Source organism: Allobosea sp. NPDC055332 (assembly GCF_053645455.1).
In genome coordinates, this window is sequence record NZ_JBSHMO010000003.1 from 704534 (window position 1) to 717254 (window position 12721).

The following is a 12721-nucleotide window of genomic DNA, read 5'->3' on the forward strand; positions in this document are numbered from 1 at the left end:
TGCGGGGCGCGCGGGCGCCCCGCCGGTCAGAAGCGGGCGCCGCCCGAGAAGCGGAAAGCCTGCGTCCGGTCGCCGCCGTACTTGCCGGTGATCCCGGTGCGCGGGTCGGTGCCGATCTGCCCATCGTCCTTCGACAGCGCATAGGCGTAGTCGAAGCGGATCGGGCCGAGCGGCGACTGCCAGAGCAAGCTCACGCCGATCGAGGAGCGGATGACGTTCTTGTCACGCACGCAAGCGACGTTGTTCTGGTAGACCGAATTGGTCGCCACGTTGAACTGACGCGCTTCCGAACCCGTCGGGCAGCCCAGGAAGGCTCCGTTGGTGATGCTCTTCGACCCGCCGTCATAGTTGAACAACGTGCCGGCATCGGCGAAGACCGCGCCCTTCAGGCCGAGATCGCGCGGCAGACCGAAGATCGGGAACTGCACTTCGAGCGAACCGCCGAAATAGGTGGTGCCGCCCAGCGCGTTGGCCGTCGGATCGTTGGACACGTCGCGCGGACCGATGCCGGAAGGCGCAAAGCCGCGCACCAGTGTCGGGCCGAGGAAGTAGTGGTCGATCATGCGCAGATCGCCGCCGCCGGTCGACTGGACGTGACCGGCCTGGACACGCGCGATACCGACGAAGTCCTCGAGGAACTCCTTGTAGTAGCGCGCATCGGCGCTGACGCGCAGGAACTTCGAGTCGCCGCCGACGCCAGCGAACTCCGGCTTGATCTCGGCGACGAAGCCGTTGCGCGGGCTCTGGTAATTGTCGAGCGAGTTGTAGTTGAAGTTCAGGCCCACCAGCGAGGTCAGGGTCGTCCCCTGCGCCTCCTTGACCGCGACCGTCGCCTCGCCGTTCGTCAAGCAGTTGAACGTCGTGGTCGCATCCACCGCGCCGGCGGTGCCGGGCGTGATGCCGTCGATCGGGAAGGTACAGTCGTTATACGGCTTGTTGTAGGTGTTCGGGATCTTGATTTCGGTCGTGTAGATCGAATAGCGCGGCGTGATCGAGAACTCTTCCGTGATCGGGAAAGAGAATCGCACCTGGCCGCCAGTCACCCGGCTCTCGAAGTAACCGATATTGGTGTTGTCGTTGAACTTCGAGAAGAGGTCGAAGCCCGCCGCGATCCGGTGGCCGAGGAAGTACGGCTCGGTGAACGAGAAATCGATGCCCTGGGTGCGCTGGCCCATCGTGCCGGCGATACGGACATACTGGCCGCGACCGAGGAAGTTCGACTCCGACAGCGAAACCTCGCCGATGACGCCGTCCGAGGTCGAGTAGCCGCCGGCGATCGAGAACGAGCCGGTCGCCTTGTCCTCGACATCGATATTGACGACCACACGGTCGGGCGCGCTGCCCGGCTCGTTGGTGATGCGGACCTTGTTGAAGAAGCCGAGATTGTTGAGGCGGCGCTCCGCACGGTCGACGAAGACCTTGTTGTAGGCGTCGCCTTCGCCGAGATCGAGCTCGCGGCGGACGACATAGTCGCGCGTGCGGGTATTGCCGCGCACATTGATGCGCTCGACATAGACCCGCGGCCCTTCCTCGACCACATAGGTGATGCCGATCTGGCCGCTGGCCGCATCACGCTCGCCGCGCGGACGAACCTGCGCGAAAGCGTAACCGCGCTTCGCCACCTCGGTGGTCAGGCTGACCAACGAACGCTCGACCGCCTCGGCATTGTAGGTATCGCCGCTCGACGTGTTGACGAGCGATTCCAGCACGGCCGGATCGACATCGCGCAGCCGGGAATCGACGCCGACATTGCCGACCTTGTACTGCGGACCTTCATCAACGGCGATGTCGACGACCCAGCCGCCGGCCGCATCGTCGAAACGCGCATCGCTCGATACGATGCGGAAGTCGGCATAGCCGTTCTTCAGATAATAGCGGCGAATCAGCTCGAGGTCGGCGTTGATCCGGTCCGGATCATAGACGTCGGAGGTCTTGATCCAGCTCAGGAAATTCGACTCGGTCGAAGCCATCAACCCGCGCAGGCGCGACGAGGAATAGACGCCGTTGCCGCTGAAATTGATCGACTTGATGCCGGTCTTGCCGCTCTCCACGATGGTGAAGACCACGTCGGAACGGCCGTTCGGCAGCGGCTGGATACGACCGCTGATCGTGGCGAGCCCGTAGCCGGCACGACGATAGACCTCCTTGAGGCGCTCGACGTCGGCATCGATCAGCTGCTGGCTCAGCGGGCCGTGCGCCTTGGACTGGACCTGACCGAGCAGGACATCGCCCTTCAGGCGGCGATTGCCCTCGAAGGCAACGCGGTTGATCGTATCGTTCTCCTGGACGGAGACGACGGTCTGCGCCCCGCGGCGGCTGACCTGAACGTTGGAGAACAGGCCGGTCGCCATGAGATTCTGGCGAATCTCCTGCGGGTTGCCTGAGCCCTGCCCCGTCACATAGGAGCGGATCGTCTCCGCATCGACACGACGGTTGCCCTGGACAATCACGGACTGCGCGAACACCACGCTACCGCTGACGGCCACCATGATGGCCGCAAGTCCGACTGATCGAGAGAGCCGCATGCGCAAGGACCGGCTCTGAAGCGTCGACGTCATCGGGTCGCCTATTCCATTCTTTGGGTCACCACCCCGCGAACGGGGAACCTCGCTACAGGCGAGGCTCGGCGACATTGAAGACCAAACGCTTCTACAAAGTTTCCCGCGGGGTGCAAACCGCCATTGTCGTTAACAAAAGATTTTTGCAGGGGTCGTTGCTGGGAGGTCACGCGCACCGGCCGGGAAACCGGCCTGACAGGTGAAAACGGGCCATAAAAAGCCACAATCCACAGGCGCGGGACAGCTTTAGCGCCGAACGCTGTCAGCCCGGCGCAAGCTAGTTTGCGCCTGGCTGACAGAGAACCGGATCACAGCAGAGAACGGACGTGGACGAGGTCGTTCCAGGTCACGAACAGCATCAGCATCAGGACGAGTCCCAGCCCGACTCGGAAGCCGATCTCTTGGGCCCGTTCGCTCAGCGGTTTGCCGCGCAATGCCTCGATTGCGTAGAACAGCAAATGGCCGCCATCGAGCATCGGTACCGGAAACAGGTTCATCAGGCCGATCGAGACCGAGAGCAGCGCCGCCAGGTTGATCAGCGCCAGCAACCCGCCGCTGGAGGCGACCATGCCCGAGACCTGGGCAATGCGGATCGGCCCCGACAATTGGTCGGTCGATTCCTTACCCTTGATCAGCTTGGCGATGTAGTCATAGGTCCGCTCGACTACGAACCAGGTCTCGCTCATGCCGAGCAGCACGGACTGGCCGAGGCTGAAATGCTGCGTCGTCCAGTCCTCGGGCTTCGCCGACGCCTGGACCCCGATGATTCCGAGCCGCTGCTTCCCGAGCGGCGACGAGGTTTCGACCAGATCGGGCGTCACCGAAACGACGACCATGGCGCCGCCCCGCTCGACCGTCACCGGGAATGTCTCGCCGGGACGGATCGAGATCGCCCGCTGCAGGTCACTGAAGCTCTTGATCTCGCGACCATCCACCAGATGGACCAGGTCGCCTGATTGCAGCCCGGCCCGCGCCGCCGCTCCGCCGACCGTGACGCTGTCGACACGCGGCGCCAGGGTCGGCTTGCCCACGAAATAGGCGGTCGCGCCGAAGATCAGGATGGCGAGGAGGAAGTTCGCGATCGGCCCCGCCGCCACGATTGCCGCCCGCTCGCCAATCGACTGGGCCGGGAACGAGCGCTCGCGCTCCTCGCGGCTCATGCCGGCGAGCGCGTCGCCATCGGTCGAGCTGGCAGCGTCGGCATCGCCTGAGAACTTGACGTAGCCGCCGAGCGGAATCAGCGCGAAACGCCAGCGCGTGCCATGCCGGTCGTTGAAGCCGAACAGCTCGCGCCCGAATCCGATTGAAAAGGTCTTCACATCGACGCCGCACCAACGCCCGACCAGGAAATGGCCGAGCTCATGCACGAACACGACGAGGGTGAGGACGAACAGGAACGGCAGCAGATAGCCCAGCAGGAAACTCGCCGCGTGCCAGGCCGATCCGAGGATGTCCATAAAACTCTCCCGACTTCAGTCACTAAGTGACAGTGAAGCGGCCCCCGGACAAGAGCGCGCGGGTCCGGTTTCTCGCATCTTGGTCAACGGCGAGGGCGTCGCCAACATCGGCCGGGGACGATGACCGGCCCCCCGCAGCCTGCTCGCAGACGGCCTCGACCAAGGCCGGGATCGCCGAAAATGCGATCCGCCGATCGAGGAAGGCCTCGACGGCCACTTCGTTGGCGGCGTTCAGCACGGCCGGCACGGCACCTCCCTCCGCAAGGGCTGCCATGGCGAGACGCAGCGCCGGGAAGCGGGTAAGATCGGGCCGCTCGAAGGCGAGCGGGCCGGCCGCGACCAGATCGAGGAAGCGGCTCGGCGGCGCATCCAGCCTGCCGTCGATTCCGAGGCAATGCGCCGCAGCCACGCGCATGTCCGGCACCGCCATGCCGGCGCTGACCGAGCCGTCGCGGAAAGTCACGAGGCCGTGCACGATCTGCTGGGGATGGACGAGCACGTCGAGCTGGTCGGCATCGAGCTCGAACAGGAACGAGGCCTCGATCAGCTCGAGCCCCTTGTTCATCATGCTGGCGGAGTCGATCGTAATCTTGGCGCCCATCGCATAGTTCGGATGGGCCAGCGCCTGCTCGGGCGTGGCGGCGGCGATCCTCTCGGCGGTCCAGGTGCGAAACGGGCCGCCCGATGCCGTCAGCGTCATCGTGCGGATCGCCGAGATCGGCTCGGCTCCCAGCACCTGGAACAAGGCATTGTGCTCGGAATCGAGCGGCAGGATGCGGGCGCCGACCGCCCTTGCCCGCGCCATCACCGCGGCGCCAGCGCAAACCAGGCTCTCCTTGTTGGCGAGCGCGACGACACGTCCCGGCGTCAGCGCCGCGAAGGTCGCCTCCAGCCCGGCCGCCCCCGAAATCGCGCTGACCACGATGTCACTATTGAGGGAAACCGCTTCGAGCACGCCCTCCCGCCCGGCGCCGTGGCGGATGCCGCTGCCGGCCAGCGCGGCGGCGAGTTCCTCGCCTTGCCGCGCATCCGCGATCGCCGCGAAGCTTGCGCCGGTCTCACGGGCGATCTGCGCCAGTCCCGCCGCATTGCGACCGGCGACCAGCGCAGCGACCTGCAGCCGCTCCGGATTCTCGGCGATCACGGCTCGCGTCGAGCGGCCGATGGAGCCGGTGGCTCCCAGGATGGTGACTGTGCGGCGCATCAAAAAATCAGTGCCCCAGGCGCGCCAGATAAAGCAGCAGGCCAGCGAAGACCAGCACGGCCCAGTAACCGTCGAGCCGATCGAGGAAACCACCATGGCCGGGAATCAGATGGCTCGAATCCTTGGCGCCAAAACGGCGCTTGATCGACGATTCGAACAAATCTCCCGCCTGGCTCGCCGCCGAAGCCGCAAACGACACGGCGAGCACCGGCCAGGGACCGGAAGGCAGGCCCGGGAAGAACCAGGCCCAGACGGCCGTTCCGCACAAAGTCCCCGCCGCCGCGCCACCGAGCGCGCCGGACCAGGTCTTCTTCGGGCTGACACGCGCCATCAGCTTCGGCCCGCCCAGCGCCCGCCCGGTGAAATAGGCAGCGATGTCGGTGAACCAGACGACCGCGAAGGTCCAGATGATCAGGGCCAGCCCCATCCCTGGGGCCTCGCGCAGCGCAGGCGTCACCAGCGCGAAGCAGAGCGCGTAGGCGACGCCGCAGGCCTCGAGCAGGCGCTGGTTGCTGGCTTGGGTCGTGACAATTGCGCCGATGAGCCCGGCAAGCGCCGCGACACTCGCAAGCGCAGCACCGCTCAACGGCAGGAAGCCAAGCACAAGCCCTGCCAGCCCGACGCCGATTCCGCCGGCGACGGCATTTCTGCGGCTGACGATGGCGAACCACTCATAGGCGACGATGCCGGCGACAGCAGTCCAGATCAGGCGGAAAGACCAGCCGCCGAGCAGAGTGACACCAAGGATAACCACGGCGAGCACGAGCGCCGAGACGACCCGCAGGCGAAGCTCGGATGCGCCCGCGCCGGCGCCGCCCTCATTCACGCGACCCCCATCTTGGCTTCGGCGGGCTGGCCGACACCGCCATAGCGGCGCTCGCGGCGCTGGTATTCGGCCAGCGCATCCTCGAGCGCCTTGCGATCGAAATCGGGCCAGAGCACCGGCGTGAAGACGAACTCGGCATAGGCCGCCTGCCAGAGCAGGAAATTCGAGATGCGGGTCTCGCCCGAGGTGCGGATCACCAGGTCCGGATCCGGCAACGCGGCAGTGTCGAGATAGGAGGAAAGCACCTCCTCGCCGACCGCCTCGGGCGCAAGCCGGCCAGCTGCCACGTCCCGGGCGATGTCACGCGCCACGCGCGCGATCTCGTCGCGGGAACCGTAGTTGAAGGCGACGACGAGGGTAAGACCGGTATTGGCCTGCGTCATCGTCTCGGCGCGTTCGACGAGCGCGCGCAGGTCGGGAGCGAGATCCTCGCGATTGCCGATGATCCGGACCTTCACCCCTGCCTCGTTCAGCTCGGCGAGGTCGTTTTCGACGAAGCGGCGCAGCAGCCCCATCAGAAACGAGACCTCGGCCATCGGCCGGCGCCAGTTCTCGGTCGAGAACGAATAGAGAGTCAGGACGCGGATGCCGAGATCGCCAGCATTGCGGACCGTGCGCCGCAGCGCCTCGAGGCCACGGCGATGGCCTTCCTGGCGCGGCAGGCCACGCATCTGCGCCCAGCGGCCATTGCCGTCCATGATGATGGCGACATGGGCAGGAGCAGGATCGGGCGCTGCCGGGCGCGGGCCGTCTGACATTGAAAATGCCTCTTCTGGGCCAACCGCCCGTGCGTCGATGATACCGGACAGCGCCGCGCCACGCACTTTAGACGTGCAGGATTTCCTTTTCCTTGGCGGCGAGCGCCTGGTCGATCTCGCCGATATGCTTGTCGGTCGCCTTCTGGACCAGATCGGTCTGCTTGGTGACGTCGTCCTTGGGCATATGCCCGTCCTTCTCGAGCTTCTTGATCAGGTCCATGCCGTCGCGGCGCACGTGCCGGACAGCCACCTTGGCGTCTTCGGCATATTTGTGCGCGACCTTGACCATCTCCTTGCGGCGCTGCTCGTTGAGCTCCGGGATGCGGATGCGCAGCACCTGCCCCTCGGTCTGCGGATTGAGGCCGAGATCGGATTCGCGGATTGCCTTCTCCACCGCCTGGACCATGCTGCGGTCCCAGACCTGGACCGAGAGCAGGCGCGGCTCGGGCACGCTGACGGTGGCGAGCTGGCTCAGCGGCGTGCGGGCGCCATAGGCCTCGACCGTGATCGGGTCGAGCACATTGGCGGAGGCGCGGCCGGTGCGAAGCGAAGCCAGGTCGCTCTTGAATTTCTGCACGCCGCCATCCATGCGGCGATTGAGATCGGCGAGATCGAAAGTGGTCTGGGCCATCGTCTTCAAAACCTTGTCGAAACCGGTCTGACCGGAGCCGGAAATGCGCGCGACCATGGCGAGCACCCGCCCCAGGGTCAAGGATTTATGCTTCAACAGCATTTTCCCCCGCAGGTCTGCAAGGGGAATCGAAGCTCAACCGCCGATGCATATCGGATAAGCCCGCTGATGGGCTGGCTATCCCCGAGAGCGCGTCCTAGCTCAGCATTGCGGCCGCGCGAGCGGTCGGCACAGCCTCGAGGAGATGTCTCATGCCCCGGCTGAACCGCATCATCGAAACCGCGCTCTATGTCGATGACCTCGACCGCGCGGCGGCGTTCTACGAGGAAAAGCTCGGACTCGCGTCCATGCTCAAGACCAGGACGCTGTTCGCCTACGATATCGGCGGGCAGAACGTCCTGCTGCTGTTCCTGCGCGGCGCCTCGGTGGAGACGCAAGCCTCGGAGCGCGGCAGCATCCCGCCGCATGACGGCCAGGGCCCGCTGCACATCTGCTTTGCCGTCGATGCCGAGGAGCTGGCGTCATGGGAGGCGCAGCTCGGGCAGCACGGCGTCGAGATCGAAGGCCGCATGCGCTGGAATCGCGGCGGCGAGAGCGTCTATTTCCGCGATCCCGATGGCCATCTGCTCGAAATCATGACGCCCGGCAACTGGCCGAACTACTGACGGTTCAGGGTGTGACGTAGGTCGCCCTGCCCTCGCCGCGCAGCACGGCGGCGAGCATGCCCGGCGCGGCGATCGAGAAGACCACGATGGTGAGCGCGGCATCGCGGGCCAGTGCGAAGGCGGCGGTATCCATCACCTTGAGGTCGCGCTTGATCGCGTCCTCATGGGTCAGTGTGTCGTAGCGGGTCGCGTTCGGATCCTTCTTCGGATCGGCCGAGTAGACCCCGTCAACCTGCGTGGCCTTGAGCAGATGGCTGCAATCGAGTTCGGCTGCCCGCAACGCCGCACCGGTGTCGGTGGTGAAATAGGGGTTGCCGGTGCCGCCGCCGAGGATCACCACCTTGCCGTTGCTGAGGTGGTCGAGCGCGCGCTTGCGGGCATAGCTCTCGCAGAGCGAGGGCATCGGCACCGCCGACATGGCGCGCGCCGGGGCGCCGGCGCTTTCGATCGCATGTTCGAGCGCGAGCGCGTTCATCACCGTGCCAAGCATGCCGATCGAATCGGCGCTGGTGCGGTCGAGCCCCTTGGTCAAGCCCTGCACGCCGCGGAAGAAATTGCCGCCGCCGACGACGATGCCGATCTCGACGCCCTCGCGCGAGGCGTGGGAGATATCGGCGGCGAGCGCCGTCAGCGTCGCGCCATCGAGACCGTTTCCCGCAGGTCCGGCAAGGGCTTCGCCGGAGAGCTTCACGAGAACGCGTTTAGGTCTCATCGGGGCTCTCCACTGCTTGCACCACATCGTACAGCCCAACCGAATCGGCAGGCCGACCTTCTCTACTTACAAAAAAGGCCGCGCGAGGCGCGGCCTTTCTGAACGCTATCAACGGGCTTGTCAGCCCGTGGTGCCGCCGGCCGCCGCAACCTCGGCAGCGAAGTCGGTCTCTTCCTTCTCGATGCCCTCGCCGAGCGCGAAACGGGCGAAGCCGGTGAGCTTGACCGGACCGCCGACCTTGCCTTCGGCCTCCTTGAGCACCTGCGAAACCGACTTCGAGCCGTCATGGATGTAGGCCTGCTCAAGCAGGCAGTACTCCTTGGCGTAGCTCTTCAGCCCGCTCTCGATGATCTTGGCGAGCACATGCTCGGGCTTGCCGGCATTCTTCTCGGCCAGGATCGCCTTCTCGCGCTCCAGCACCGCCGGATCGACCGAAGCGAGGTCGAGCGCGACCGGATTGGTCGCGGCGATGTGCATGGCGAGCTGGCGGCCGATCGCGGCGAGCTCGTCGCCCTTGCCACTCGACTCCAGGCCGACGATGACGCCGATCTTGCCGAGTCCATCGGCGACCGCGCCGTGAACATAGGAGCCGATCACGCCGGCAGAGACGGAAACCGAGCCGACACGGCGCAGCGTCATGTTCTCGCCGATGGTAGCGATGGCGTTGGCGATCGCGTCGGCGACGGTGCCGCCGCCCGGATAGTGATGGGCAGCCAGCGCCTCGACATCGCCGCCACGCTCGAGCGCGACATCGGCGATGGTGCGGGCCAGCGCCTGGAATTCCAGGTTGCGGGCGACGAAGTCGGTCTCGGAGTTGACCTCGACCACGACGCCGCTATGGCCGCGGACGGCGACGGCGACGAGGCCCTCGGCGGCGACGCGGCCGGCCTTCTTGGCGGCCTTCGACAGGCCCTTGGCGCGCAGCCAGTCGATGGCGGCTTCCATGTTGCCGTCGGTGGCCGAGAGCGCGGCCTTGCAGTCCATCATGCCCGCGCCGGTCTTGTCGCGGAGTTCCTTCACCATGCCGGCGGTGATCGCAGCCATTTGCGTCGTCCTTGCTGTCTTGGCGGCTCGCCCGATGGCACGCCGCAACTCAAAATCCGGTCCCCATTGGCAAACGCCGACGCTCCGTTTCCGGCGTCGGCGCTGCTTGGGCTCAATCAGGTATCAAAGTGCGACGCGCCGATGACGCGTCGCAATTCGTAAGATCAGGCGTCGGCGAGATCGCGCGCCTGGGCGACCCAGCCCTGGCTCTCGATGCGGCCGGCGAGCTTCAGATCGTGGTCGACCTTGCTGACATCGGCCGGGCTCATGGCAGCGAGCTGCCAGAAGTGGAAGATGCCACCGTCGTTGAGCTTCTGCACGATCTCCGGGCCCATGCCCGAGAGGCGCATGAAGTCGTCCGGGGCGCCGCGCGGCGCGGTCAGCAGCTCGAAGGGCTGAGCCTGGCCCTCAGTGGCGGCCGGCTCGGCGAGGGCGATCTCGACGACCGGGGCCTCGGCGGCGCCGAGATCGATGCCGCTGTCGCCCGAAGCGCGCGAGATGCCGTCGATGGCGGAGCGGGCGATCAGGTCGCAATAGAGCTGGATGGCGCGGCCGGCGTCGTCATTGGCCGGGACCGGGAAGGTGATGCCGTCCGGATCCGAGTTCGAATCGACGATGGCGGCGACCGGGATGCCGAGGCGCTGAGCCTCCTTGATCGCCAGCTGCTCCTTGTTGGTGTCGATCACGAAGATCATGTCGGGCGTGCCGCCCATGTCCTTGATGCCGCCGAGCGCCTTCTCGAGCTTGTCGCGCTCGCGCGCCAGCATCAGGCGCTCCTTCTTGGTCAGGCCGGTGCCGCCGCCGGAGAGCAGCTCGTCGACCTTGCGCAGGCGCTGGATCGAGGCCGAGATGGTCTTCCAGTTGGTCAGCATGCCGCCGAGCCAGCGGGAGTTGACATAGTACTGGGCCGAACGCTTGGCGGCATCGGCGATGGCGTCCTGCGCCTGGCGCTTGGTGCCGACGAAGAGGACGCGGCCGCCGCGGGCAACGGTATCGCTGACCGCCTGCAGGGCGCGCGAGAGCATCGGCACCGACTGCGACAGGTCGAGGATGTGGATGTTGTTGCGCGTGCCGTAGATGAACGGCGACATCTTCGGGTTCCAGCGGTGAGCCTGGTGGCCGAAGTGGGCGCCGGCCTCGAGCAGCTGACGCATGGAGAAATCAGGCAGAGCCATGGTGTTCTTGTCCTTCCGGTTGAGCCTCTGGGGAGCGAATGAGCCGGCCATAGGCTGACCAGTCACCGGAACGCCTCGGTGTCGAGGTGATGCTCCCCATGTGGGATAGGGCGCGCCTTACACGCGATGGCGCAGGAATGCAAGGCTTGAGGCCGGAGCGTCAGAGCGAACCGACCTCATAGGCCACTTCGTAGGCTCCCGGCACGGCGCGTTCCAGCAAGGGGCGCACGCGTGCCATATGACTGGTGAAACGCTCGTCACGGCTGAAGCGCGACGCCGCCTCCGCGGATTCGAACATCGTAACGAGGACGACATCGCGATCCTCGCGTGAGCGGAACAGCCGCCCGCCGATCAGCCCCTCGACCTTGCCGCGCAAGGCGTGATGCTGGGCGAGCTGCAACTCCATGAACGCGGCGAAGCACTCCGGCTTCGGTGTGATGACGCTGATGTTGACGACAGGCTGGTCGGACATGCCCGGCTCCTTGCTTGCGATGCGGAGCCGGGTCGATACGACCTCAACCGTGATTGAGGTCAATGCCTGCCCTGCCAGATATTGGCAGGAGCGGCCTCCACGCCTCTTACTTCGGCAGCGAGGCGGCGGCCTTCAGCACGACGTCGCCGATCTGCTTGCAATAGGTCGCCGACGAGCCGCCCTGCGCCTTGGCGATCGTCTCCAGATCCTGGGTCACGCCCATCATGGAGATCGTGCCCTTCTTGCCGGTGGCCTCAGCGGCATCACCCGCACTCTTGTCCGCCGGCGGCGGGATCAGCGCCAGCACCTTGCGCTGGACCTCGACGACATCGGCACCGACATGCCCCTTTTCGGCGCAGTAGCTGAGAACGCCGAGCTGGTTGCGGCCGGCCTGATAGGCCGTGGCGAGCTGGTCGGCCTGGCTCTGGGCGAAGGCCTGACCGCCGGACAGGGCCGCCAACACGGCAATAGCGCTGAAACGCTTGAAGGAAAGCAGCATGATAATCTCTCTCAAGTTGAACGCATCCGCAGATGCAAGCCCCGCTTCCCCGGCGCCAGAATAGCCTTCCTGCCCGATGCGACAAGAACGCGACAGGAAGCCTTGGGTCCGCTGCGAAAGCGAGCCGCCCTTGTGGCGACCTGATACCGTTTCGCCGAAAGCGCCACCTCCCCGCCGCACCGACGGCCGGAGCGGAATGTCATCTGTATTTCGCCCGGCTTTCGCTTTTCCGCTACTGCAGGAACCTCCGCCAGCCATAACACTCCCTCGCCCGACAACGTTCGGCCCAACGGCAGCGAGGAGGAAACCATGCAGGTGATCACCCATAACCCGAGCCGCGGCATCTACCCGGCGACCTCGGACTATGCCCACGCAATCGAGGTCGTCGCGCCGCAGCGGCTGCTCTTCGTCAGTGGCACGATGGGGCTCGATGAAACAGGAAAGCCCGCTGCTACGCTCGACGAGCAACTCGCGCTGATCTGGAACAATCTGCGTGCGATCCTTGCCTCGGCGGATATGAGCGTCGACAACATCGTGCGGCTGACCAGCTATCTGCGCGATGCCAGCTTCGTCGAGGCCAATCAGAATGCCCGTCTCGCTGCTCTCAGCGGGCGCGCCATCCCGACCACCGCGATCGTGACGCAGACGCTGCGCGAGGACTGGCTCGTCGAGATCGAGGTGATCGCCGCGGCCTGATATCGGCCGTCTTCGCGCTGCATG

The 12721-nt window shown here is 65.9% G+C and carries 13 protein-coding genes; 2 read left to right on the forward strand and 11 right to left on the reverse strand.

Going from position 1 to position 12721, the window contains the following annotated elements:
* Nucleotides 1-26: 26 nt before the first annotated feature.
* From bamA to frr, 6 genes are all read right to left on the reverse strand, one after another.
* Nucleotides 27-2489: an outer membrane protein assembly factor BamA gene (gene bamA, locus ACWIGM_RS19660; protein WP_454027633.1), complete on the reverse strand. Its 2463-nt coding sequence runs from the start codon at nucleotides 2487-2489 to the stop codon at nucleotides 27-29.
* 377 nt (nucleotides 2490-2866) lie between these two features.
* Nucleotides 2867-4015 carry an RIP metalloprotease RseP gene (rseP, locus tag ACWIGM_RS19665; RefSeq protein WP_454027634.1) on the reverse strand — a complete coding sequence of 383 codons (1149 nt, stop codon included), beginning with the start codon at nucleotides 4013-4015 and terminating at the stop codon, nucleotides 2867-2869.
* Between the two features lie 22 nt (nucleotides 4016-4037).
* Nucleotides 4038-5219, reverse strand: a complete 1182-nt coding sequence (dxr, locus tag ACWIGM_RS19670) for a 1-deoxy-D-xylulose-5-phosphate reductoisomerase (protein WP_454027635.1) — start codon at nucleotides 5217-5219, stop codon at nucleotides 4038-4040.
* A gap of 7 nt (nucleotides 5220-5226) precedes the next feature.
* Nucleotides 5227-6045: a phosphatidate cytidylyltransferase gene (locus ACWIGM_RS19675; protein ID WP_454027636.1), complete on the reverse strand. Its 819-nt coding sequence runs from the start codon at nucleotides 6043-6045 to the stop codon at nucleotides 5227-5229.
* The gene (locus ACWIGM_RS19680; protein ID WP_454027637.1) at nucleotides 6042-6803 is read right to left on the reverse strand and encodes an isoprenyl transferase; all 762 of its coding nucleotides are present in this window, start codon (nucleotides 6801-6803) and stop codon (nucleotides 6042-6044) included. Before ACWIGM_RS19680 ends, ACWIGM_RS19675 begins: the two co-directional genes overlap by 4 nt.
* Before the next feature lie 67 nt (nucleotides 6804-6870).
* A complete protein-coding gene (gene frr / locus ACWIGM_RS19685; RefSeq protein ID WP_092154115.1) occupies nucleotides 6871-7434 on the reverse strand; it encodes a ribosome recycling factor in 564 nt (187 codons plus the stop codon).
* A 251-nt stretch (nucleotides 7435-7685) separates the two neighbouring features.
* On the opposite strand from frr, the gene ACWIGM_RS19690 reads away from it, so the two are divergent.
* Nucleotides 7686-8099 (forward strand): VOC family protein, encoded by a 414-nt coding sequence (locus ACWIGM_RS19690; protein WP_454027638.1) that lies wholly within the window; start codon nucleotides 7686-7688, stop codon nucleotides 8097-8099.
* A gap of 4 nt (nucleotides 8100-8103) precedes the next feature.
* On the opposite strand, the gene pyrH is transcribed toward ACWIGM_RS19690, so the two are convergent.
* The 5 genes from pyrH to ACWIGM_RS19715 form a co-directional block, all read right to left on the reverse strand.
* Nucleotides 8104-8811: a UMP kinase gene (gene pyrH, locus ACWIGM_RS19695; RefSeq protein WP_454027639.1), complete on the reverse strand. Its 708-nt coding sequence runs from the start codon at nucleotides 8809-8811 to the stop codon at nucleotides 8104-8106.
* Between the two features lie 120 nt (nucleotides 8812-8931).
* Entirely contained in the window at nucleotides 8932-9855 is a 924-nt protein-coding gene (tsf, locus tag ACWIGM_RS19700) for a translation elongation factor Ts (RefSeq protein ID WP_454027640.1), read from the reverse strand.
* 164 nt (nucleotides 9856-10019) lie between these two features.
* The gene (locus tag ACWIGM_RS19705) at nucleotides 10020-11030 is read right to left on the reverse strand and encodes a 30S ribosomal protein S2 (protein WP_454027641.1); all 1011 of its coding nucleotides are present in this window, start codon (nucleotides 11028-11030) and stop codon (nucleotides 10020-10022) included.
* Nucleotides 11031-11190: 160 nt separating this feature from the next.
* A complete protein-coding gene (locus ACWIGM_RS19710; protein WP_454027642.1) occupies nucleotides 11191-11502 on the reverse strand; it encodes an antibiotic biosynthesis monooxygenase family protein in 312 nt (103 codons plus the stop codon).
* Nucleotides 11503-11608: 106 nt separating this feature from the next.
* The gene (locus ACWIGM_RS19715) at nucleotides 11609-12001 is read right to left on the reverse strand and encodes a pore-forming ESAT-6 family protein (protein WP_454027643.1); all 393 of its coding nucleotides are present in this window, start codon (nucleotides 11999-12001) and stop codon (nucleotides 11609-11611) included.
* Nucleotides 12002-12310: 309 nt separating this feature from the next.
* Between ACWIGM_RS19715 and ACWIGM_RS19720 the strand changes: the two genes are divergently transcribed.
* Complete coding sequence (locus ACWIGM_RS19720; RefSeq protein ID WP_454027644.1) at nucleotides 12311-12697, forward strand: RidA family protein; 387 nt, start codon at nucleotides 12311-12313, stop codon at nucleotides 12695-12697.
* The last annotated feature ends 24 nt before the right edge of the window (nucleotides 12698-12721 follow it).

Excerpts from the sequence above, each read along its gene's own strand:
- tsf (WP_454027640.1), bottom strand. The coding sequence starts at position 9,855 with ATGGCTGCGATCACCGCCGGCATGGTGAAGGAACTCCGCGACAAGACC.
- ACWIGM_RS19690 (WP_454027638.1), top strand. The coding sequence starts at position 7,686 with ATGCCCCGGCTGAACCGCATCATCGAAACCGCGCTCTATGTCGATGAC.
- frr (WP_092154115.1), bottom strand. The coding sequence starts at position 7,434 with ATGGCCCAGACCACTTTCGATCTCGCCGATCTCAATCGCCGCATGGAT.
- ACWIGM_RS19715 (WP_454027643.1), bottom strand. The coding sequence starts at position 12,001 with ATGCTGCTTTCCTTCAAGCGTTTCAGCGCTATTGCCGTGTTGGCGGCC.
- ACWIGM_RS19680 (WP_454027637.1), bottom strand. The coding sequence starts at position 6,803 with ATGTCAGACGGCCCGCGCCCGGCAGCGCCCGATCCTGCTCCTGCCCAT.
- pyrH (WP_454027639.1), bottom strand. The coding sequence starts at position 8,811 with ATGAGACCTAAACGCGTTCTCGTGAAGCTCTCCGGCGAAGCCCTTGCC.
- ACWIGM_RS19720 (WP_454027644.1), top strand. The coding sequence starts at position 12,311 with ATGCAGGTGATCACCCATAACCCGAGCCGCGGCATCTACCCGGCGACC.
- rseP (WP_454027634.1), bottom strand. The coding sequence starts at position 4,015 with ATGGACATCCTCGGATCGGCCTGGCACGCGGCGAGTTTCCTGCTGGGC.
- dxr (WP_454027635.1), bottom strand. The coding sequence starts at position 5,219 with ATGCGCCGCACAGTCACCATCCTGGGAGCCACCGGCTCCATCGGCCGC.
- ACWIGM_RS19705 (WP_454027641.1), bottom strand. The coding sequence starts at position 11,030 with ATGGCTCTGCCTGATTTCTCCATGCGTCAGCTGCTCGAGGCCGGCGCC.
- bamA (WP_454027633.1), bottom strand. The coding sequence starts at position 2,489 with ATGGTGGCCGTCAGCGGTAGCGTGGTGTTCGCGCAGTCCGTGATTGTC.
- ACWIGM_RS19710 (WP_454027642.1), bottom strand. The coding sequence starts at position 11,502 with ATGTCCGACCAGCCTGTCGTCAACATCAGCGTCATCACACCGAAGCCG.